We start from the raw sequence: 19736 nt of genomic DNA, 5'->3' as shown, positions 1-19736 counted from the left end.
CTCAAACCACAAACTACATGAGTCCCGAAGAGATTCTGCAAAAGGCCATTGAGATGGAGAGGGAGGCTATTGAGACCTACGCCGAAATGAAAAGAGAAGCCGACAGGGAAACTGCAGAACTGCTTGATTTCCTCATCTCTCAGGAGAGGGAGCACATAAAGCTCCTCAATGACCGCCTGAAAGTTGTGAGGCTGCTGAAAAAAGAGTAGGAAGAGTGGCCATCAGGATAACCAGAATGGCTAGGGTCAGCGTCAGCAGAACGAGCTTTGATGAAGGTTTCCTCTCCCTGATGTAATCTCCGAGCGCTTCTGTGTAAACCACAACGGTAAACGTGAACGCGGCAAGCAGAGAGAACGAGAGCCAGTGGGGCATCTCCGTCACGGGAAGAAAAGCCTCCCAGATTTTCATCGAGTAGTAAAAAACCGCCACAAACTCAATTACAGCCGCGGCAGCCTGCAAAGCCGAGGTTCTCTTCTGCAGCTCAAGATTTTCCTTCCCCCTGAGCATTTCGAGGCGAAGATGAACGACGTCGAGCGCATCCCTGACTCCCGAAAGGGTTTGCTCGAACCTCGACTCGAAGTAGCTTATTGTCTCAAGCTGATTTCTGAGCTCGTCAATCTGCTCCTTTAACAACCCACCAAGAAAGTTTGAGATGCTGCTCGCCCTTGCAATTGAGGAAAAAATTTCCTCAACGTCATCCTTGAACAGCATGTAGCTGCTGAAAAAAGAAGCCCTTAATGCCGAAACCTCGAAGGATAGCTCCTCAAGTTTCTCTATGCTGAGCGTTTTAACGTCCTCCGAGATTTTCGTAATCTCCTTCACAATCTCGCTTTCCCTTTCCGCAAGATGGCTCGCCCTCAAGTTGCAGTCCTTGATGAGGAGCCTTGCCGAGCTGATTTCGCACAGCAGCGCGGGAAGGTAATCGTAAAACAGCTTCTCGTTAAAATTGCAGTCTAAAAGAAGCTTATCCCTCAGGGAGTACTTTCCAAACCTGAAGCTCCGAAAATTGCCGTCATCTTTTTCTATTTCCACTTCAAAAATCTCTATTGGCTCTACGTCAAGCTCAAAGGGCTCTTTGGAGAAGAGAAAGTAGAGCGATCTGTATTTACCAACAACACCTTTTTCGGATTTCGCCAGCAGTTCCACGTATCTGAATCTCCTAAACTCCGGAGAAGCTTCTCCGATGGCTTTCAGCACTCTTTCAAGATTCGACTCGTCGAAGATTGCGTAGCGCACATTTGGATTTGTGTCTGTTTTATAAAAAATTTTGTGGATTTGGTTCAGCTACAGCTAAATGTTTCCATGCAGCTATTCGTTCAATTCAACCTCCCCAAAAACCATGTAGCCTCAATCAACCCTTCCACCGCGCAGAGCTCAAAAAGCCTGACCGTAAAATATATATAGAAATTTCAATCCACCAATATTTGCAAGAGGGAGGTGAGTGGGATGGCCACACTGCAGGGGACACCGGTTTTGATACTGAAGGAGGGAACTCAGAGAACCGTTGGAAGAGATGCCCAGAGGATGAACATAATGGCCGCTCGTGTGATTGCCGAGGCAGTGAAGAGCACCCTTGGGCCGAAGGGAATGGACAAAATGCTCGTTGACAGCCTTGGAGATGTGGTGATTACAAACGATGGTGTGACAATCCTTAAGGAGATGGACGTTGAGCATCCAGCAGCGAAGATGATCATTGAGGTTGCAAAGACCCAGGACAATGAGGTCGGTGACGGCACCACAACTGCTGTAGTTCTTGCGGGAGAGCTGCTGAAGAAGGCAGAGGAGCTTCTTGATCAGGACATTCATCCGACGGTGATTGCCAGAGGTTACAGAATGGCCGCAAACAAGGCGGTTGAGATTCTGGAGAGCATAGCAATGGACATCGACGTTGAGGACGAGGAGACCCTCAAGAAGATTGCCGCAACTGCCATAACTGGAAAGCACTCAGAATATGCGCTGGACCACCTGAGCAGCCTCGTTGTTGAGGCTGTGAAGAGGGTTGCAGAGAAGGTCGATGACCGCTACAAGGTTGACGAGGACAACATAAAGCTGGAGAAGAGGCAGGGAGGCAGTGTTGCAGACACAAAGCTCGTTAACGGCATCGTCATCGACAAGGAGGTAGTGCATCCGGGAATGCCCAAGAGAGTGAAGAATGCGAAAATTGCAGTTCTGAAGGCTGCCCTTGAGGTCAAGGAGACCGAGACGGATGCTGAAATCAGAATCACCGACCCAGACCAGCTGATGAAGTTCATCGAGCAGGAGGAGAAGATGCTCAAAGAGATGGTCGACAGGCTTGCAGAGGCTGGAGCCAACGTTGTCTTCTGCCAGAAGGGCATTGATGACCTTGCCCAGTACTACCTCGCAAAGGCTGGAATCCTTGCAGTGAGGAGAGTCAAGCAGAGCGATATCGAGAAGATTGCAAAGGCGTGTGGAGCGAAAATCATAACCGACCTGAGGGAGATAACCTCAGCAGATCTCGGAGAAGCGGAGCTTGTTGAGGAGAGGAAGGTTGGCGACGAGAAGATGGTCTTCATCGAGGGCTGCAAGAACCCCAAGGCCGTGACGATACTGATCAGGGGCGGCAGCGAGCACGTTGTGGATGAGGTCGAGAGGAGCTTGCAGGATGCCATCAAGGTCGTCAAGACCGCCCTCGAGAGCGGTAAGGTCGTTGCTGGTGGTGGAGCACCTGAAATAGAGGTTGCCCTCAAGATAAGAGACTGGGCACCAACGCTTGGCGGAAGAGAGCAGCTGGCAGCTGAGGCCTTTGCATCAGCCTTAGAGGTTATTCCAAGGGCCCTCGCCGAGAACTCAGGGCTTGACCCAATCGACATTCTTGTCGAGCTGAGAAAGGCCCATGAAGAGGGCAAGACCACCTACGGTGTGGATGTGTTCAGCGGAGAAGTAGCCTGCATGAAGGAGAGGGGAGTCCTTGAGCCGCTGAAGGTCAAGACTCAGGCAATCACAAGCGCTACAGAAGTGGCAATAATGATTCTGAGAATCGACGACGTCATTGCTGCAAAGGGACTGGAGAAGGAGAAGGGACCAGAGGGAGAGAGCGGAGGAGAGGAGGATTCTGAAGAATAAATTTTTTAAATTTTATTCTCCTTAAGCCATCTGAAAAACTCCTCGAAGGCCTTTCTTCTGTGGGAAACTTGGTTCTTCTCCTCGGTTGCCATTTCTGCGAAGGTTTTATTGCCGTAGAGGAAGATGGGGTCGTAGCCGAAGCCCTGAGTTCCCCGCATTTCTCTGGAGATTTCCCCCTCCACCTTGCCGGTGAAGGTTCTCACCTCCTTGCCGTCAAAGTAGGCTACGACAGCCATGAAGTAGGCTTTTCTGTTCTCAACGCCTTCCATGAGCTTAAGAATCCCCTCGTTGCCGATGGTTTTGAAAACGTAGCTTGAGTAGGGCCCGGGAAAGCCCTTCAAAGCCTCAACGAACAGACCGCTGTCCTCAATTACGAACTCCCCCTCCACCTTCTCAGCCAGCATCTCAGCACTAAGCCTTGCAATCTCCTCCAGACTGCTTCCCTGCGGCTCAATGTACTCCATCTTCAGCCACTCTATCTCGATTCCGTACTTTGAGGCCATCTCTCTTACTTCCCTGAACTTTCCCTCGTTGGACGTTATGAAGTACATGGTATCAATTTGTGGGTGGATAGAAATTTGTTTCGAAGAAATATTAAAGGAAAGATTTAAATATTAAGGATAAAATTAGTGACATGCCAACGCAAGCAGCAAACGAGGCCTTGGCAATATTGAGGGATGCATCCCAGTTTCAATGGTATGTAATAACCCTTCTGCTGGTAGTGATTTACATCTACGCCAGCGAAATTCATCAGAAAAATTACAGGGCTGTATTCGCTGGACTTGCCTTCTGGGGGATGGATTGGTTCAACGAGATATGGAATGCCCTCGTTTTCCACTTCACAAACTACGCTGCTGTTTGGATGGCCCCAGGAAAAACCGCTTACCTGATTTTGATAGGTCTCAACATTGAGATAAGCATGATGTTCGCAATCATGGGTGTAGCAGCAACAAAGCTTTTGCCTGAAGACAGGAAAGCGAAGATTTTCGGCATTAACAACAGAATCTTCTATGCCATTGTGCTGTCTGCAGCATGTGTCGTCGTTGAAATTATTCTGAATGCCGCCAATGTTCTTGTCTGGGAGTACTGGTGGTGGAATGCCAAGATGCCACTCCTGATATTTCTGATCGGCTATCTGCCTTTCTTCCTCGTTGCCTACTGGGTTTACGATATGGATTTGGTAGAAAAGCAGGCCGCAGTTAGCTTTGGAATTCTGGCGATTGACGCCGTACTCCTGATAGTCTTTGCAGGTTTGATGGAGTGGATTTAGCTCACAAGAGTTATTCGAATTGCCGGTTTATTGGTTTTTCGCTCAACCCTTGTTCAATCAGCCCCAGAGCACAGCCTCAATTTCCGAGCAGATTTTCTCTGCATCGTCATTGGCTGGAATAATCTCAAACTCACCTGAGGAGAGACCAATTTCAATCGCCCTTGCTATCTGCTCCTGTTCGAAAACACTTCCCTTGGAAACTTCCGGAGTTGTGCCGTGGATTCTGAGAATGGCCACACCAACTGCATCGATGGCAACTCTGTCGTTGCTGGCAATCATCAATCCCGGCTCAATGACCGTTCCTCTCTCAGGCCCACCATGCGAGAAGCCCTTTATGGCATCCATGATTACGATTTTGGGGGAGTAGGATACGTTTATCTCGGCAATCATCTTTCTCATGTGGGGCGAGGTGTGGAGCTCTGACATGTAGTCGTGCCCCTTCCACCTCCTCGCCACCATTCCAACGCTGTTCTTGAGAGACATGGTGAAGTGCCCTCCAAAGCGATGCGTCTTGAGGCAGCATGTCTGTATTACAGAGTCAACGGTCAGGAAGATGTCTGCGAAGGGATAGCCTTTTTTCCAGTGGCTGTCTTCTGGCTGGTGAAGAACCCAGCCGTCGTAGCTGTCGAGGTCGATAACTGTAAAGCCCTTCTCTCTGGCCAAGTCCAGAATGCCCATGGTTTTCAGCACCGCTGAAGTGTTTCCCATCCCGCTCCTCTCTGCCATGAATACCTCTGCCTTCTGCTCCTTCAGAACATCAACGATTGCTGAGAGCGTCTTTGGATGGGTTGATGCGGGAAAAGGATCGGCGCTGTTGTAGTTGGCCTTTAATCCAACGGTTGAACCCTCAAAGTCAGAGAAGTTCTGCATGAGCTTGCTGACAGCCTCTTCCCTTCTCTCGGTTTTGAGAACGTAAACGACTGATTTTCTTGGAGGATTGGATTTAGGCGTTAGTGGTTCTTCCACCACTCTATCACCGATGGCACAGCCTGAAAGTAAAAAAGAGAGGGCTGCTGCGGATGTTATGAGGAAATCCCTTCTTTTCATAGCTTTTAAGAGCCTCTCGTGCAGTAAAACTCCCCTTTGAGTTCCATCACGGCCGCAACCTTGCAGAGGGGGCAGAGACAGCCCTTCTCATCTTTTATTACCTCACTTGTTCCGAAGTAGCAGAAGCCAGTCTTGCTTTCCTCCGCAACGTAGGTTGAGCAGTCCCTGCAAATGCACTCCCTCTCAACGAGCTCGTCAACCCTCTCCATTCTTTCACCTCAAACCTGCGGTTATCTCCTTATACAGCTTCCTGTTGCTTCTCCACAAATCAAAGCGGTCGAGGTGCATAACCTTTGCACACACTGCAGCGAAGTCCTTCACGAACTTCTCCTTTGCATCATCGCAACCGTAAACCTCTGCCACAGCCCTCAGCTCGTCGTGATGGCCTAAGATTAAATCAACCCTCGTTGCCCTCCACCTCAGCTCTCCGCTCTTCCTATCGTAGCCTTCGAAGGTGTACCTGTAGTCGTCAGCAGCCCTCCACTCTACGGACATGTCCAGAAGGTTGACGAAGAAGTCGTTGCTCAGCACTCCGGGCCTTTCGGTAAGGACACCGTAGTCAGAGTGGCTGTAGTTTGCTCCAAGAGCCCTCATACCCCCAATCAGCACCACCATTTCGGGAACTGTGAGGGTTAGCAGGTTCGCCTTATCGACGAGGAAGTACTCGGGAGTTGTGTAAACGTCCCTTTCATTGATTCTCTCTGGATACCTGAAGTAGTTCCTGAAGCCATCGGCGAAGGGCTCAATGACTCTGTAGAATTCCTCGTCAACGTGCTCTTGCTGCGCATCCACTCTGCCGGGAATGAATGGAACCTTAACGCTGAATCCCGCCCTCCTTGCCGCCTCCTCAACAGCTGCAATACCTCCAAGGACAATGAGGTCGGCGATTGAAATTCTCTTCTCACTCCCCTTCGCCCCCTCGTTGAACTCCTGCTGAATTTTCTCGTATGCAGCAATAACCTTCTTAAGCTCTTCCGGATGGTTTACCTCCCACACACTCATCGGCTTAAGCCTGATTCTCGCCCCGTTGGCCCCTCCTCTCCTGTCCGAGTTGCGGTAGGTTGATGCTGAGGCCCACGCAAAGTAAACGAGCTGGCTTAAGCTGAGCCCCGACGCAAGAATCCTCCTCTTCAGCTCCTCCACGTCCTTTTCGTCAACGAGCTCGTAATCTCTCCTTGGCAACGGGTCCTGCCACACAAAGGTCTCCTCCGGCACGTACTTGCCAATGTAGCAGTCCTTTGGACCCATGTCTCTGTGGGTGAGCTTGTACCACGCGATGGCGAATGCCTTTTCAAATTCCTCAGGATTTTCGAGAAATCTCCTCGCAATTTTCGAGAACTCTGGGTCGAAGCGGAGGGCTAAGTCAGCGGTTAGCATTCTCGGCCTGTGCTTTTTGTTTGGATCATGAGCATCGGGAATGATTTCTGGAGCGTCCTTGGCAACCCACTGGTTTTTCCCTGCTGGGCTCTTCTCCAGCTCCCACTCGTAGGTGAAGAGAATTCTGAGGTAGTTTATGCCGAACTTTGTGGGCGTGGGCGACCAAGTAACCTCAAGACCAGAAGTGAAGGTGTCAGAGCCCTTTCCCTTGCCGTAGTTGTACTTCCATCCGAGCCCCTGCATTTCAATGGGAGAGGAGCTTGGGTCTGGCCCAAGATAATCAGCGGGTCCAGCGCCATGACACTTTCCGAAGGCATGCCCTCCGGCGATAAGTGCTACAGTCTCCTCGTCGTTCATCCCCATCCTGCGGAAGGCAACCCTAATCTCCTGAGCCGAGCCAAGCGGATCTGGATTTCCGCCGGGCCCTTCAGGGTTTACGTAAATCAGGCCCATCTCGGTAGCTGCAAAAGGTCTCTCAAGCTCCTCCTTCTCCCCTCTCTTTGCTGTAAGCATCTCCTCCTCCGGCCCCCAGTCGGGGCTCTCGTCAGGCTCAAAGATGTCCTCCCTGCCCAGTGCGAAGCCGAAAAGCTTCACTCCCATGTCCTCCATTGCAACTGTGCCCGCAAGGATAATCAGATCCGCCCAAGACAGCTTTCTGCCGTACTTCTTCTTTATCGGCCAGAGCAGCCTTATCGCCTTGTCGAGGTTTATGTTGTCCGGCCAGTTTATGCGGGGCGGAAAGCGGATGCTCCCGTCCCTCGCCCCACCTCTGCCATCAAAAATGCGGTAGCTGCCCGCGCTATGCCACGCAAGGCGGATGAACAAAGGGCCGTAATGGCCGAAGTCAGCCGGCCACCAGTCCTGAGAGCTTCTCATCAGCTCCTTCAAATCCCTGATGACAGCATCGATATCGAGATTCTCAACCTCCTCGACGTAATCGTAATCCTCCCCGTAGGGATTCTGGAGGTTCTGTCTCAGAATTTTCAGGTTCAGCCTGTTGGGCCACCAGTCCGTAATCCACCTTTTCCTTGCTCCAACCATAACACCACCCTGTCTCATCATACTTAAAGCTGATGTTTTAAAACAATTTCGATTTAGAAGTTATTTCTAGAAGAAAAATGTTTTTTACTAAGATGTGAAATTGAAGATGTGTGGAAGGAAAGGGCAATGGAGGAGATGAAAAAAGCCGGTTTGAGGCTAACTCCGCAGAGGCTGAAGCTTATTGAGGTAATAGAAAAAATTGGGGGCAGGCACCCTACTCTGAAGGAGGTTTATGAGGAAGTGGTGAAGGAGTTTCCCACAATGAGCTTCTCAACGCTTTACTCCAACCTGCTGATTTTCAGGGGACTGGGTTTGCTGGACTTCTTCACGCTTGAGGGGGAGACGAGGGTTGAGGTTAACTGTGAGCCGCACTTCAACGTCATAGAGAGGGAGGAGATTAGAGATTTCGTGGATGAGGAGCTGATAGGGGAGATAGAAAGGAGACTGGGGAGGAATGTCAAGGTTGTGAACGTTTTTATGGAGGATAGGGATTGAGGGGGGAAGTAAGTGCGTGAGCACTGCGCTCAGCCAAGCGGGGTACCACATCAAATCCAAGTGATGGCGAGTGGACAGTAGTAAAGAAGGACGAAAATGGTTTATATACGTTAATTGTATTGAGCACCGGGGGGAAAATTGAGTTCGACGCTCAGGGCTGCAGTGATAGGAATTCTCGTGAGCATCGCTGTAACGGCAATTATCTTCAAGTACACCGAATCGGAGCTAACCTGGAGTGTCATAAAAAGAGCCAACTGGCTTCTGCTGATTGTGGCGTTCCTTCTCCAGGTGTCCTTCTGGCTTCTCTGGGCGCTTCGCATGAAGCTCCTTTCAAACTATCTTGGTTACCGCATCTCCTTTTTCCACTCCCTTGAGATAACAATGGCGAGCATGTTCACGGCATCCATAACTCCCTCCTCCGCTGGTGGGGAACCGGTAAGAGTCAAAATGCTCTCAGACAGGGGTGTGGAGGTGGGCACGTCGGCCTTTATCGTTCTTGCTGAGAGAATCCTCGATTCCATGTACTTTTCGACGGCCCTGCCGGTTTTTTTGATTGTAACAGGATTCTCGACAAGTTTTGGATTTAAAATAGCCATTATCTTCATCACCCTCCTTTTGGTTTTTCTCTACATTCTCTACAGAATATTCAGAAACGAATCCAGCATTGACAAATTTGCCCAGCTTCTCTACAAAGCTGTTCGAAAGTTCAACGAAAAAAAGGCCGAGAAGTACTCCTCAACCTTCTCAAGGGAGCTCAGGAGATTCAGAGAGGCTACGATAAAGATGCTGTCCGATTCCCCTTCTGGAATTCTCGTACTGTACCTTGTAACGCTTGTTATGTGGAGTGCAAGCTTCGCAATCCCCTCGGTAATCCTCGTTGCTCTCGGCTACGACGCTTACTTCCTCTACTCCTACACTGCCCAGCTCATAATAGTGATCGTCTCCCTAGTTCCTCTAACTCCCGGAAGCAGCGGAATCGCGGAAGTGAGCATGGCGTACCTCTACTCCAACTTCGTGCCAACCAACGTGCTCGGCGTCCTCGTGGGACTGTGGAGGCTGATAACCTACCATACAAACATATTTTTCGGCGCGATATCTGTAAACTACAGCCTGATAAAATCAAAGTTTGTTAAAAATCAGCTAACGTAGCTCTCATCATCGTCGAAACCGTAGCTCATGTCCTGAAGCATTTTGGTTGCGAGTCCGACGAGCACCTTATCGTCGCCCACTATTTCCTTTATGAGCATGAGCGAAGCTGACTCCTTCAATTCAAAGCTTTTTATTTCATCCAGCAACTTGAGGAGCTTGGACGCCAGCTTGTAGATTTCTGCAAGCTTTACGTCGTCCTCACCCTCCACCTCTTCATCCTCTTCTTCAAATATCGCGTACTCAAATTCGTCCATGCTAAGGTTTAACCTCAAAACTTAATTTAAGGTTTTCTGTAAAAGCTAAATTACCGAAGTGAAACTTCTGCCAATGGACATTCCAAGAGTCGTAATAGCAGGAACGAGCAGCAAGGTTGGAAAAACGATGATTTCCATCGGGCTAATGAGGCTGCTCGTTAACAGAGGTTACGAGGTTCAACCCTACAAAGTTGGACCGGACTTCATCGACCCGGGCTTTCACCACCTTGCAACTGGCAGATACTCGCGAAATCTTGATAGTTTCATGCTGAGCAGGTCTGCAATCCTTGAAACGTTCATCAGAAACTTCAGAGGTGCGGATGTCGCAATCATTGAGGGGAAAACGGGACTTTACGACTCCTCTGATGCCGTAAGCGAAAAGGGAAGCGTTGCAGAGGTGAGCAAGATTTTAAAAGCTCCTGTTGTACTCGTTGCCAACGTTGAGAGGTTAAACAGAACTGCAGCTGCAATAATTCTCGGATATAAACTCTTTGATCCGGATGTGTTGCTTAAGGGCGTTATTTTGAACAGAGTCGGCAGCGAGAGGCATGCTGGAAAGGTTAGGACGGCGGTCGAGAAGCTCGCAGGGGTTAGGGTTCTTGGAGTGGTGCCGAGAAAGAAGGTGAAAATGCCTTACCGCCACCTCGGCCTTGTTACGGCTTACGAGAGGGAGGACATGGACGAGCTGCTCGACAACATTGCGGAGATTGTTGAGAAGCACGTTGACGTTGATAAAATTCTCGAAATAGCTGAAAAGGCACCTCCGCTTGACTCCGTCTTTGAGGATGAAAAAGAAGATGAGGAAAAGAAATATGTGAAAATTGGAGTTATTAGGGACCAGGTTTTCTCGTTCTATTACCAGGACAATTTAGATGAGCTGTCAAAGTACGCTGAACTCGTCTTTGTGAACTCCCTTACTGATAAAAGGCTTCCCGATGTGGACGCTCTTTACATTGGGGGCGGATTCCCAGAGGTATTTGCGGAGGGACTTGAGAAAAACGAAAAGCTTAGAAACGAAATTTACGACTTCTGCCAGTCTGGAAATCCCGTTTATGCTGAATGCGGAGGGCTGATGTATCTCGGAGAGTCTCTTGAAACCTCAGAAGGGGAGTTTGAAATGGTTGGCTTCCTTCCGCTAAAGACAAAAATGTACGAGAGGTTTCAGGCGCAGGGCTATTCGGTTTACAGGACGTTGAAGCCGTGCATAATAGCTAAGAGAAACCAAAAAATAGTCGGTCACGAGTTTCACTATTCAAGGCCCACTCTTACGGGAAAGGCTGATTTTGCATTTAGGGTGGAGCGAGGGTTTGGAATTGACGGCAGGAGGGACGGAATACTAAAGGAAAATACGCTCGGATGCTACATTCATGTCCATTTTCTTTCGGATAAAAGCATCGCCAGAAGATTTGTTAAAAAAGCAATGAAGAAAAAATAAGATTAGACACAGCCAGTTGGCTTTGGAAGACCAGCAATTCTACAAGCGTCCTTTGCAGGTCCCTGCGGGAAGAGCTTGTAGATGTACTGCAGGTTGCAGTCTGGCCTGACCTCTTTCTTGCAGTGCTTTACAAGCATTCTGACTGGTGGAGCAACACCGTACTTTATAAAGTAGTCTCTCAGATATCTTATAATCTTCCAGTGCTCCTCTGTCAACTCAATCGGCTGCGGGCTGAAGCGGGTGTCCTTCGCAAGAGCCTCTGCAACCTCCTCGTCCCACTCTTCCCAATCCTGCAGAAAACCGTCCTCGTCAAGTCTGAGCTTCTTTCCTTTAACCTCTAACTCTGGCATGAAGTCACCTCCGTCTTAGAGTGCCTTTTCATCTACGCATATATAATTTACGGAATTAGCCCCATAAGGTTCAGAATTTTTTGAAAGAGCAAAAGCCTTTAAAAACCATCCTTCGAGTTATTTTTGCTGGGGCCGTGGGGTAGCCTGGTAGCCTCTCGGCCTGGGGCGCCGGTGACCCGAGTTCAAATCTCGGCGGCCCCACTTTAAATAGGCCGTGAGTTGTGTGCAGTCCAGCTTGGGGCGTACGTTCAAAACTTTTAGCAGATTTTTATACGGAGCAAAGAAATGGATTTAAACTTTGATGGCTGTTAATCTTTTAATGGTTGAAGAGGAAATTCTCAGCGTCTTAGAGGAATCGGGGGCGTTAAGCTCTAAAGAAATTGAGTTAGAGCTGCGAAAAAGGGGATACAACATAAGAGCAAGGACCATAAGATACCACCTGAAAAAGCTTGAAGAAAGGGGACTGGTTAGAAAAAACAGCAACGGAAAAACCGAACTTACTGAAAAAGGCGAAAAGGAACTCAAGAGAAAAAGTGCTTTCGAAAGGCTGGGGGAGTTCTCGGAGAGAATAGAGTACAACGTATATCTCTCGAACTTTGACCTCTACACTCTTTCCGGGCTCGTACCCACAAATTTCGCCTTTATCGATAAATCGCTCTTTGAAAGGGCAATGGAGATCGTTGAGGAGTGCATTTCGCAACCTATATCCATTTCCAACCGCATCTTTATCGCCGAAGAAGGTGAGTCACTTGGAGGCTATACGGTTCCAAAAAACTCCTTTGCGCTGGGGGTTATCTCCAACACTATTTACGATGTCATATTGAAAACCGCCGGTGTGAACACAACTCCCGAGTACGCGGGGTTGATGAGCGTTGAAAACATGGAGGCAAGGGGGCTAACAGAATTGATCAGTTACTTCGGAACCACTCTGAGCCCCGGACTTTTGCTGCTGAAAGCAGGGTTGACATCCGTTTACTCTGCATGCAAAACCGGAAGGGGGGAAATTATAGTCGCCATAAGGTCCTTCAGCAGGTATGCAATGGACATAGCGAGAAGGGAGCTGGAAATTGCAGAAAGCAAAGGCCTTAGAGGTGTAATTAAAATTCTGCACCCCTCAGACAGAATTTTTGGACTTCCAGCGGCAAACAGGGCCAGATTGGTTGTGAGTGCTGGCCTAAACATGATAGCCCCACTCTTCGAGAACGGAATCATCCCTGAGGTTAGGGTTAACGAGTTCTTTGTGGATTTCAGGGACTTTAGAGTGATTTGATTACTCCTCTCGCCTCTTCATCTTCCTCGTAAACCGTCAGCAACGCTGATAGGGTTACTGGGATGGTTTGCTCAGTGGCAAAGGTTATGTAAGGGGCCAGGTCAATTACGAAATCCGCCAGCCTGAAAAGCCCCTTTGGAATGCCAACTCTGCTTCCCGCGAAAATAACAACTTCGTCAGCAAACCTGATTCTTCTAACAAGCTCCTCCTTCACATCTGAAATCTGCCTTCCCGTAGGGTCGGTGATTATCAAAACGTTCCTCTTTCTCCTCTTGTCCCTCGCGGTCTGGTAGAGGTCCCTAACGAAGACGGGAACCTTCCTCACCTCTCTCGCATAAGCCCTCTCCTGAATTTTGTATCGGGCAATCTGCCCCCTCCTAACTCCCTTTATGAAGTACTCAAGCTCGAAGGCGTTGACGTAGTCGTGAGGGGCGATTATGAGCTCCTTTATCTCGAAAGCCTGCGCAGCCCTTCCTATCCTCTCCCCTATTTCCAGAGCGGCCTTTGTATCTTCAAGATAAGGCATCTGGACGAAGCTGATTTTTCCAAAAAGCTTCCTCGAGTCAACCTTCTCTGGAGTGTACTTTTTCCGCTCCTCGCTGCCGTCAATTACTCCGATAAAGGCCCTTTTACCTATAATTTCAACATAAACTGCCTTATCCGGAAAATTGAGGTCAACCTCGCAGCCTGTAAGCTCCCTTATCCTGTCTCCCAAATCGAGGTTAACGTCGAGGCTTGTGAAGTCATGAGTTCCCCTTCTCTTCGTCCTAATTGCAAAGGTTCTCGCTCCCTTGACCTTCTCAGCCACCACCTCCGCCTTAGAAAGAATTTCATCGAGCTTTGCCTCGCACTCCACAAGGACGGGGATTATGGTCTCGATTTCGGGAATCTCCTCCAGCTTCTCTTTAAGGCTCTCATCGCAGTGAACGATGAGCAGGCCGAGGAAGCCTGAGGGCCTGATTTCAATTTCAACATCACCGATGGCATCTTTGATGTGCGATGCAGCAACGTATTCCATCTCCCTCAGCGTTTTTACGAGGAGCATGTGTGGCGTAAGAAGGCAAAGGTTTTAAGAGTTATCTCAGAAGTTCTACGCCTGAGGTGATATCATGCTCGGAAGGTTTGTTGCCAACGGAAGGATTTACGAGGGAAGTTTTGAGATTGATGGCGAGCTTCTTGTCTTCGACGGTTATGAGGTTCCCTTAACGGCTGTGAAGTTCCTTCCTCCAGTCGTTCCGTCAAAAATCATCGCAGTAGGTTTGAACTACATCGACCACGCTGAGGAGCTCAATATGCCGGTCCCTGAGGAGCCGATACTCTTCATGAAGCCCTCAACTGCTGTTATCGGCCACGATGACTGCATAATCCTGCCCCAAATTTCGCAGAGAGTTGATTACGAGGGAGAGCTGGCGGTTGTGATAGCGGAGGATTGCAGAAACGTTCCCGAAACTAATGCAGCGGACTACATTCTCGGCTACACCTGCTTCAATGACGTCACAGCGAGGGATTTGCAGGCGAAGGACGGGCAGTGGACGAGGGCGAAGAGCTTCGACACCTTCGCTCCTCTCGGCCCCTACATCGCCGAAATTGACGACCCCTCGAAGCTGGGAATTCAGACAAGAGTTAATGGCAAGGTGGTGCAGAAATCAAACACCTCAAATCTGATATTCGACGTCTTCCAGCTCGTTTCCTTCGTTTCCTCAGTGATGACTCTCAAAGCCGGGGATGTCATTGCAACCGGCACGCCCGCTGGTGTTGGGATGCTGAAAGATGGAGATGTTGTTGAAGTTGAGATTGAAAAGATAGGTATCCTTCGAAACACTGCCGTGAAAATTGACAGACAGATTCGATGTGAGTGCTGAGCAAAAAGTTATATTTCAAGTTTCTGTGAGGTGGACACATGGAAATCAGGAAGGACTATGACGCTCATGAGGTTGAGGAGAAGTGGCTGAAGCTGTGGAAGGACGAGATGTATTACTTTGACTGGAATTCCGAAAAGCCTCACTACATAATCGACACTCCTCCCCCATACCCCACAGGCTCCTTCCACATCGGCCATGCCCTCAACTGGTGCATTATCGATTTTATTGCAAGATACAAGAGAATGAACGGCTACGAAGTCATGTTCCCTCAGGGCTGGGACTGCCATGGCCTTCCGACCGAGGTTAAGGTGGAGGAGAAGTATGGCATAAAGAAGGGTGATATTCCAAGAGATGAGTTCAGAAGGCTCTGCGTGGAGTTTACAGAGGAGAACATTGCAAAGATGAGGGAGACAGCGAGAAGGATGGGCTACAGCATCGACTGGAGCAAGGAGTACATCACGATGTATCCCGAATACTACTCAAAAACGCAGCTCTCCTTCGTCAGAATGTACAATAAGGGGCTGATTTACAGGGATTATCACCCCGTCGTTTTCTGTCCCCGCTGCGAAACCACCATCGCTCTTGCAGAGATAGAGTACAGGCAGGGGAAGACGAAGCTGAACTACATAAAGTTCGATGATGACGTTATCATTGCCACAACTCGCCCAGAGCTTATTCCCGCCTGCGTTGCCATCGCAGTCCATCCAGATGACGAGAGAAATAAGCATCTGATTGGCAAAAAGGTTAGGGTTCCCACCACTCCGTACGAGGTTGAGGTTATAGCGGATGAGGAGGTTGACCCCGAGTTCGGAACGGGAGTGGTGATGATCTGCACCTTCGGAGACAGGCAGGATGTCAAGTGGTGGAAGAAGCACAAACTTGAGCTGAGAAACATTGTTGGGAGAGACGGAAGGCTGAATGAGAAGGCCGGGAGATATGCTGGCATGACCATTCCTGAGGCGAGGGAGGCAATTCTGGAAGACCTCAAGAAGGAGGGGAAGCTGCTGAAGCAGGTTGAGATTGACCACAATGTCGGCACATGCTGGAGGTGCAAAACACCTGTTGAGATTATCCCAGCAGAGCAGTGGTTCGTTAAGGTGGAGAAGGAGAAGATTCTTGAGGCTGCGAAGAGGATTAAGTGGGTTCCAGAGCACATGTACTCAAGGCTGGAAAGCTGGGTTCAGTCGATGGAGTGGGACTGGGTTATAAGCAGGCAGAGGATTTTCGCCACACCCATTCCCGCATGGTACTGCAAGAACTGCGGGGAGGTGGTTGTTGCCAAGGAGGAGTGGCTTCCTGTTGACCCAACGGCAACTCAGCCTCCCGAGCCATGCCCGAAGTGCGGCTCCACAGAGTTCAGGGGAGAGACCGACGTTCTCGACACGTGGATGGATTCCAGCATCACACCTCTGATGATTTGCGGATGGCCCAGCTTGAAAGAGTATCCAACCCACCTCCGCCCTCAGGGACACGACATCATCAGGACGTGGGCCTTCTACACCATTCTGCGCTCCTTAGCATTGGAAGGGCAGATTCCGTGGTATGAGATTGTCATAAACGGAATGGTTTTCGGAGAAGATGGAAGGAAGATGAGCAAAAGCCTCGGAAACGTCATCGTGCCTGAGGAGGTTGTTGAGAAGTATGGAGTGGATGCGCTCCGCCAGTGGGCTGCGAGTGGAGTCATAGGGGATGACATAATATTCAACTGGAAGGATGTCATTGCTGCCAGCAGATTCCAGCAGAAGTTCTGGAGCATCACCCGCTTTACTCTGATGCACATCTCCGACTACACTCCATCTGAGGAGGACAAGAAGCTGCTGAGAGATGCGGACAGGTGGATTCTCTCGAAGCTCAACAGGCTTGTTGGGGAGGTTAGGAAGCACATGGACGAGTACAGGTTTGACGAGGCAATCAAGGCGATAAGGACGTTCACGTGGTATGAGTATGCGGACAACTACCTTGAGATTGTGAAGAACAGGCTTTACTCAGGCAGTGAAGAGGAGAAGAGGGCTGCCAAGTTCGTTCTTAGCTACGCTCTCGATGTTCTGACGAGATTGCTTGCACCAATCACGCCTTTCATGGCGGAAGAGTGCTGGAGCCACTTCAGAGAGGGGAGTGTGCACTTGCAGAGCTATCCAGTCGTTGAGGAGGAGTTTCTGGATGAGAGAGCGGAGAAGGCTGGAGAGGAGATTAAGGAGATTGTTGCTGCAGTTAGAAAGTTCAAGCACGATAAGGGGCTGGCTTTAAACGCCCCCCTCAAGAAGCTGATTGTCTACTCCAAGCTTGACGGTCTTGATGTAAGAGACATTGCAGGGGCGACAAACTCTGAGGTTGAGATTGTTACGGAGATGCCTGAGGTTAGGGAGAGAGTTAAGGAGCTTAAACCAAAGTTTGCCATCATCGGCCCCATGTTCAGGGAAAAGGCGAAGACCCTAATCAAAGCTGTCGGCTCACTCAGCAAGGAAGAAAAGGAGAGGTTGCTGAAGGAGGGGGCGATTCAGGTTAACCTCGATGGAGCGAGCGTTGAGGTTAAGGCTGAGTGGTTTGAGGCGGTGACGGAGAAAAGCATTGAGGGGAGAGAAGTGGAGATGCTTGAAACAGCTAACAGCGTTGTTTTTGTTGAGGTTTGATTTTTCTTATTTGGTTTTAGAATGCAGTTTTTTGATTTGGGCTATAATACCGGTTTTGGGACAAAATTCTCAGATCAATCTTTGAGGATTATAACATAAGCTCTCTGTCCAATATGCTTTTTTGGAACGCTGACCTTGGCTGAAGTTCCGAAGGGAGTTACCCTCTTCTCGTACACAACCTCCACCTCATCTGTGAGCAAAAGCTTATCCTTGACTATCTCAATCCTCCTCATACTTGATATATCTATAGATATCTTTATATAGTTTGTGGTTGGATTCAGGTTGTGAACGTGAGAATAACGAAGAAGATGGTAAGAGAACTTCTGGAGGTTCTGGATGAGATAGTTGAGGAGATAAGACAGGAGGAGAAGGAGAAATATCCCTATGCTGAATGGGAGAGGAAGAGGGAAATTGTCAAGGAAAGGCTGAGAAAACTTCCTAAATACGTTAGAGAGGCTGTTTCTGCGATCAGAATTGAGAAAAGAGTAGGAAGGCCAAAGAAAGTTGATCTGGAGAAGAGAGTTATGCTTTTCCTGTTTGCAAGACTGATAAATAAGTCGAACAGGGATGTTGAAGAGCTGCTTGAGTTATTCGAGCCTTTGTTTGGAATCAGGGTGAGCTACAAGACGATAGAAAGATTGTACTCGGATGAAGAGGTAAGGATGGCCTTGCACAACCTCTTCATTCTTTTGTTGAAGGATGAAGGAGTATCAGGAGAATTTTCAGGAGATGGAACAGGTTACAGCTTAGCCATCACTAAGCACTATCGAAGCAATCCGAAGAAGAAAGGTAAAGATTTCCGATACGTTTTCAGGATAATCGATCTTGAAACGGGAATGTACGTTGGATTTGGTTATTCTGCAAAATCTGAGAAGGATGCCTTCGAGAAGGCGATGAAGATGCTCAAAAGCATGGGAGTGAAGGTAAACTCGATTTCTCTGGATAAGTATTACAGCACAAGGAAGACTTTAAGGATGTTTGATGCTGAGACATCTGTCTACGTCATTCCAAAGCGAAATCTTTCCAGAATTGGATTTGATTGGTTGAGAGTTATTGAGAGGATTGTTGAAATGCCTTACAGGTTTCTGAAGAGATATTTTAAGAGAAATCTGAGCGAGGCAGGTTTTTCTGCTGATAAGAGGAGATTTGGATGGTTGATAAGGCAGAGGAGGGAGGACAGGAGGGAGATGGCTTTGTTTGCTGTCGGGCTTTGGCACAACATATTTGCTGTGAGGGTGATGAGGTAATTTTGTCCCAAAGTCCCATAATACCAAAATATTGAAATAATGTGTAGAATAAATTTGAGCTATGCTGGCATCGGACAGCAAACTTATCAGGATCAGAAATTTTGAGGCTTGTTTGGGAGTAGTATTAGAGATAAAAGAACCTGTAGGGTTCAAAAGACGCTATCTAAACTTTATAGAAGAGATAAAATCGGCCTATCAAATAAGTAGTCCAAGAAACGTTTTTAAAAGCTATGAGTTGAAACGCAAGTTGGGTTTGCAGGATTTTGAAGATGTTGCTCAAAACTTTGTAAATATCGTGATTGCAGATTCCTGTAGAATTCACATTGTATTTGCATCGTTTAATACTAAAAAAGTTGAAAAGGTGATTTATTACAGAAAAGACCGCAGAAAAAGGCAACAAGAAAAGAAAACCATAGAGTTTCTTAGGCATCTGAGTAGCTATTTTCCTTACGTAGCAGCTTGGAGCGCCATATTCAATGATGAAGCAATCAGTTTTGATAACATTGAAATCCACTTGGATTCTTTTGATGGCGAAGTAACATATGCTTGGGAAATCCTTAAAAATAATATTTCAGCAAAAATCAAGACATTTCCAAAAGGAGACCAGTGCAATCCCTTCATATCGGCATCAGACATCGTGCTTTCTTTGGTAGAGATTAACTTACTGAAGGGAGACTTTCGCTTGGATGTTCAAGAGTTGAAAAAATTATTAGAAAAATATAATATTAAAGGGTCGATCACCCATTGTGGAACCAACAAGATTAAATACATTACGCCGATTTCATCTCAAAAAATTCCAGAAGCTTTAGATTACGCTGAACCTGTCATTTACGTCGTTCCCGGACAGATAAAAAAAGAATGGATAGAAAACTCACCTAAATTCGAGTACGTTCTTAAATATGCTCAGTTTGTAGAAGGAGGAGTAAAGTTTCTAAACATAGATAGGGATTACGAATTTATTCGCGATACAGATGTTTTGGCTTATTTCGATGATGCAGGCAAGGTTTTGGCTAAAAACATATCCAGCCTTTATGATGTAGAATGCAAAAGCATCTCTGAAATCATAAATGAGACAAAATATTGACTGACTAAGAAAATCCGTAAATTAAATATACGTGTAATTACAAAAGTTAGAACGTGGAGGCATCCCCAGACCAGGGGGTGCTTCCTAACTCCACATATAGTTTAAATTTTTCCCATCCAAGATTAATTCCGATTAGCCACA

At 48.1% G+C, this 19736-nt stretch carries 20 protein-coding genes and 1 tRNA gene; 12 read left to right on the top strand and 9 right to left on the bottom strand.

Going from position 1 to position 19736, the window contains the following annotated elements; translation table 11 throughout:
* Positions 1 to 17 precede the first annotated feature (17 nt).
* Positions 18 to 209 carry a ferritin family protein gene (locus AF_RS11280; protein ID WP_010879729.1) on the top strand — a complete coding sequence of 64 codons (192 nt, stop codon included), beginning with the start codon at positions 18 to 20 and terminating at the stop codon, positions 207 to 209.
* Here AF_RS11280 and AF_RS11275 read toward each other — a convergent pair.
* Positions 166 to 1236 (bottom strand): hypothetical protein, encoded by a 1071-nt coding sequence (locus AF_RS11275; protein WP_010879728.1) that lies wholly within the window; start codon positions 1234 to 1236, stop codon positions 166 to 168. The two genes, AF_RS11280 and AF_RS11275, sit on opposite strands and share 44 nt — an antisense overlap.
* A 210-nt stretch (positions 1237 to 1446) precedes the next feature.
* Between AF_RS11275 and thsB the strand changes: the two genes are divergently transcribed.
* On the top strand, positions 1447 to 3084 hold the full coding sequence (thsB, locus tag AF_RS11270) for a thermosome subunit beta (RefSeq protein WP_010879727.1): 1638 nt from the start codon (positions 1447 to 1449) through the stop codon (positions 3082 to 3084).
* 5 nt (positions 3085 to 3089) lie between these two features.
* On the opposite strand, the gene AF_RS11265 is transcribed toward thsB, so the two are convergent.
* On the bottom strand, positions 3090 to 3635 hold the full coding sequence (locus tag AF_RS11265) for an XTP/dITP diphosphatase (protein ID WP_010879726.1): 546 nt from the start codon (positions 3633 to 3635) through the stop codon (positions 3090 to 3092).
* 83 nt (positions 3636 to 3718) lie between these two features.
* Here AF_RS11265 and AF_RS11260 point away from each other — a divergent pair, with 83 nt between their 5' ends.
* The gene (locus AF_RS11260) at positions 3719 to 4354 is read left to right on the top strand and encodes a hypothetical protein (protein WP_010879725.1); all 636 of its coding nucleotides are present in this window, start codon (positions 3719 to 3721) and stop codon (positions 4352 to 4354) included.
* A 57-nt stretch (positions 4355 to 4411) separates the two neighbouring features.
* On the opposite strand, the gene AF_RS11255 is transcribed toward AF_RS11260, so the two are convergent.
* Genes AF_RS11255 through katG form a run of 3 tightly spaced genes read right to left on the bottom strand, consistent with a single transcriptional unit; the run spans position 4412 to position 7840 of the window.
* Positions 4412 to 5401, bottom strand: coding sequence for a DUF362 domain-containing protein (locus AF_RS11255; RefSeq protein ID WP_010879724.1), 990 nt, complete (start codon positions 5399 to 5401; stop codon positions 4412 to 4414).
* 5 nt (positions 5402 to 5406) lie between these two features.
* A complete protein-coding gene (locus AF_RS11250; RefSeq protein WP_010879723.1) occupies positions 5407 to 5610 on the bottom strand; it encodes a DUF2769 domain-containing protein in 204 nt (67 codons plus the stop codon).
* Positions 5611 to 5614: 4 nt separating this feature from the next.
* Positions 5615 to 7840: a catalase/peroxidase HPI gene (katG, locus tag AF_RS11245; protein ID WP_010879722.1), complete on the bottom strand. Its 2226-nt coding sequence runs from the start codon at positions 7838 to 7840 to the stop codon at positions 5615 to 5617.
* 87 nt (positions 7841 to 7927) lie between these two features.
* Between katG and AF_RS11240 the strand changes: the two genes are divergently transcribed.
* Together AF_RS11240 and AF_RS11235 are read left to right on the top strand one after the other, a co-directional pair.
* Positions 7928 to 8314, top strand: coding sequence for a transcriptional repressor (locus AF_RS11240; protein WP_010879721.1), 387 nt, complete (start codon positions 7928 to 7930; stop codon positions 8312 to 8314).
* 138 nt (positions 8315 to 8452) lie between these two features.
* On the top strand, positions 8453 to 9463 hold the full coding sequence (locus AF_RS11235) for a UPF0104 family protein (RefSeq protein WP_231487516.1): 1011 nt from the start codon (positions 8453 to 8455) through the stop codon (positions 9461 to 9463).
* On the opposite strand, the gene AF_RS11230 is transcribed toward AF_RS11235, so the two are convergent.
* Entirely contained in the window at positions 9451 to 9717 is a 267-nt protein-coding gene (locus tag AF_RS11230; RefSeq protein ID WP_010879719.1) for a hypothetical protein, read from the bottom strand. The genes AF_RS11235 and AF_RS11230 overlap by 13 nt on opposite strands.
* Positions 9718 to 9790: 73 nt before the next feature.
* Between AF_RS11230 and AF_RS11225 the strand changes: the two genes are divergently transcribed.
* A complete protein-coding gene (locus AF_RS11225; RefSeq protein ID WP_048064545.1) occupies positions 9791 to 11152 on the top strand; it encodes a cobyrinate a,c-diamide synthase in 1362 nt (453 codons plus the stop codon).
* Between the two features lie 2 nt (positions 11153 to 11154).
* Here the strand turns inward: AF_RS11225 and AF_RS11220 are convergent, their stop codons facing one another.
* Positions 11155 to 11502 carry a TusE/DsrC/DsvC family sulfur relay protein gene (locus tag AF_RS11220; RefSeq protein WP_010879717.1) on the bottom strand — a complete coding sequence of 116 codons (348 nt, stop codon included), beginning with the start codon at positions 11500 to 11502 and terminating at the stop codon, positions 11155 to 11157.
* Positions 11503 to 11630: 128 nt separating this feature from the next.
* Between AF_RS11220 and AF_RS11215 the strand changes: the two genes are divergently transcribed.
* Positions 11631 to 11703 (top strand) — tRNA-Pro (locus tag AF_RS11215).
* Positions 11704 to 11821: 118 nt separating this feature from the next.
* Entirely contained in the window at positions 11822 to 12772 is a 951-nt protein-coding gene (locus AF_RS11210) for a DUF128 domain-containing protein (protein WP_158296899.1), read from the top strand.
* Here AF_RS11210 and AF_RS11205 read toward each other — a convergent pair.
* Positions 12759 to 13817 (bottom strand): SPOUT family RNA methylase, encoded by a 1059-nt coding sequence (locus AF_RS11205; protein WP_010879715.1) that lies wholly within the window; start codon positions 13815 to 13817, stop codon positions 12759 to 12761. The genes AF_RS11210 and AF_RS11205 overlap by 14 nt on opposite strands.
* Before the next feature lie 64 nt (positions 13818 to 13881).
* Between AF_RS11205 and AF_RS11200 the strand changes: the two genes are divergently transcribed.
* Both AF_RS11200 and valS read left to right on the top strand, forming a co-directional pair.
* Positions 13882 to 14634: a fumarylacetoacetate hydrolase family protein gene (locus AF_RS11200; protein ID WP_010879714.1), complete on the top strand. Its 753-nt coding sequence runs from the start codon at positions 13882 to 13884 to the stop codon at positions 14632 to 14634.
* A gap of 38 nt (positions 14635 to 14672) precedes the next feature.
* Positions 14673 to 17264 carry a valine--tRNA ligase gene (gene valS / locus AF_RS11195; protein WP_010879713.1) on the top strand — a complete coding sequence of 864 codons (2592 nt, stop codon included), beginning with the start codon at positions 14673 to 14675 and terminating at the stop codon, positions 17262 to 17264.
* 74 nt (positions 17265 to 17338) lie between these two features.
* Here valS and AF_RS11190 read toward each other — a convergent pair whose 3' ends face one another.
* Positions 17339 to 17497, bottom strand: coding sequence for a DUF2080 family transposase-associated protein (locus tag AF_RS11190; protein ID WP_010879712.1), 159 nt, complete (start codon positions 17495 to 17497; stop codon positions 17339 to 17341).
* A 51-nt stretch (positions 17498 to 17548) separates the two neighbouring features.
* Here AF_RS11190 and AF_RS11185 point away from each other — a divergent pair, with 51 nt between their 5' ends.
* Both AF_RS11185 and AF_RS11180 read left to right on the top strand, forming a co-directional pair.
* Positions 17549 to 18511 carry an ISNCY-like element ISA1214-6 family transposase gene (locus AF_RS11185; RefSeq protein ID WP_010879711.1) on the top strand — a complete coding sequence of 321 codons (963 nt, stop codon included), beginning with the start codon at positions 17549 to 17551 and terminating at the stop codon, positions 18509 to 18511.
* 61 nt (positions 18512 to 18572) lie between these two features.
* Positions 18573 to 19595 (top strand): hypothetical protein, encoded by a 1023-nt coding sequence (locus AF_RS11180; protein WP_010879710.1) that lies wholly within the window; start codon positions 18573 to 18575, stop codon positions 19593 to 19595.
* Positions 19596 to 19736: the final 141 nt, after the last annotated feature.

Origin of the sequence: Archaeoglobus fulgidus DSM 4304 (genome assembly GCF_000008665.1) — an archaeon.
Lineage (GTDB): Archaea > Halobacteriota > Archaeoglobi > Archaeoglobales > Archaeoglobaceae > Archaeoglobus > Archaeoglobus fulgidus.
Note: the sequence above shows the minus strand (reverse complement) of the source record. Positions and strands in the feature narration are given on the sequence as shown.

Excerpts from the sequence above, each read along its gene's own strand:
- AF_RS11280 (WP_010879729.1), top strand. The coding sequence starts at position 18 with ATGAGTCCCGAAGAGATTCTGCAAAAGGCCATTGAGATGGAGAGGGAG.
- thsB (WP_010879727.1), top strand. The coding sequence starts at position 1,447 with ATGGCCACACTGCAGGGGACACCGGTTTTGATACTGAAGGAGGGAACT.
- AF_RS11265 (WP_010879726.1), bottom strand. The coding sequence starts at position 3,635 with ATGTACTTCATAACGTCCAACGAGGGAAAGTTCAGGGAAGTAAGAGAG.
- AF_RS11260 (WP_010879725.1), top strand. The coding sequence starts at position 3,719 with ATGCCAACGCAAGCAGCAAACGAGGCCTTGGCAATATTGAGGGATGCA.
- AF_RS11255 (WP_010879724.1), bottom strand. The coding sequence starts at position 5,401 with ATGAAAAGAAGGGATTTCCTCATAACATCCGCAGCAGCCCTCTCTTTT.
- AF_RS11250 (WP_010879723.1), bottom strand. The coding sequence starts at position 5,610 with ATGGAGAGGGTTGACGAGCTCGTTGAGAGGGAGTGCATTTGCAGGGAC.
- katG (WP_010879722.1), bottom strand. The coding sequence starts at position 7,840 with ATGATGAGACAGGGTGGTGTTATGGTTGGAGCAAGGAAAAGGTGGATT.
- AF_RS11230 (WP_010879719.1), bottom strand. The coding sequence starts at position 9,717 with ATGGACGAATTTGAGTACGCGATATTTGAAGAAGAGGATGAAGAGGTG.
- AF_RS11225 (WP_048064545.1), top strand. The coding sequence starts at position 9,791 with ATGGACATTCCAAGAGTCGTAATAGCAGGAACGAGCAGCAAGGTTGGA.
- AF_RS11220 (WP_010879717.1), bottom strand. The coding sequence starts at position 11,502 with ATGCCAGAGTTAGAGGTTAAAGGAAAGAAGCTCAGACTTGACGAGGAC.
- AF_RS11210 (WP_158296899.1), top strand. The coding sequence starts at position 11,822 with ATGGTTGAAGAGGAAATTCTCAGCGTCTTAGAGGAATCGGGGGCGTTA.
- AF_RS11205 (WP_010879715.1), bottom strand. The coding sequence starts at position 13,817 with ATGCTCCTCGTAAAAACGCTGAGGGAGATGGAATACGTTGCTGCATCG.
- AF_RS11200 (WP_010879714.1), top strand. The coding sequence starts at position 13,882 with ATGCTCGGAAGGTTTGTTGCCAACGGAAGGATTTACGAGGGAAGTTTT.
- valS (WP_010879713.1), top strand. The coding sequence starts at position 14,673 with ATGGAAATCAGGAAGGACTATGACGCTCATGAGGTTGAGGAGAAGTGG.
- AF_RS11190 (WP_010879712.1), bottom strand. The coding sequence starts at position 17,497 with ATGAGGAGGATTGAGATAGTCAAGGATAAGCTTTTGCTCACAGATGAG.
- AF_RS11180 (WP_010879710.1), top strand. The coding sequence starts at position 18,573 with ATGCTGGCATCGGACAGCAAACTTATCAGGATCAGAAATTTTGAGGCT.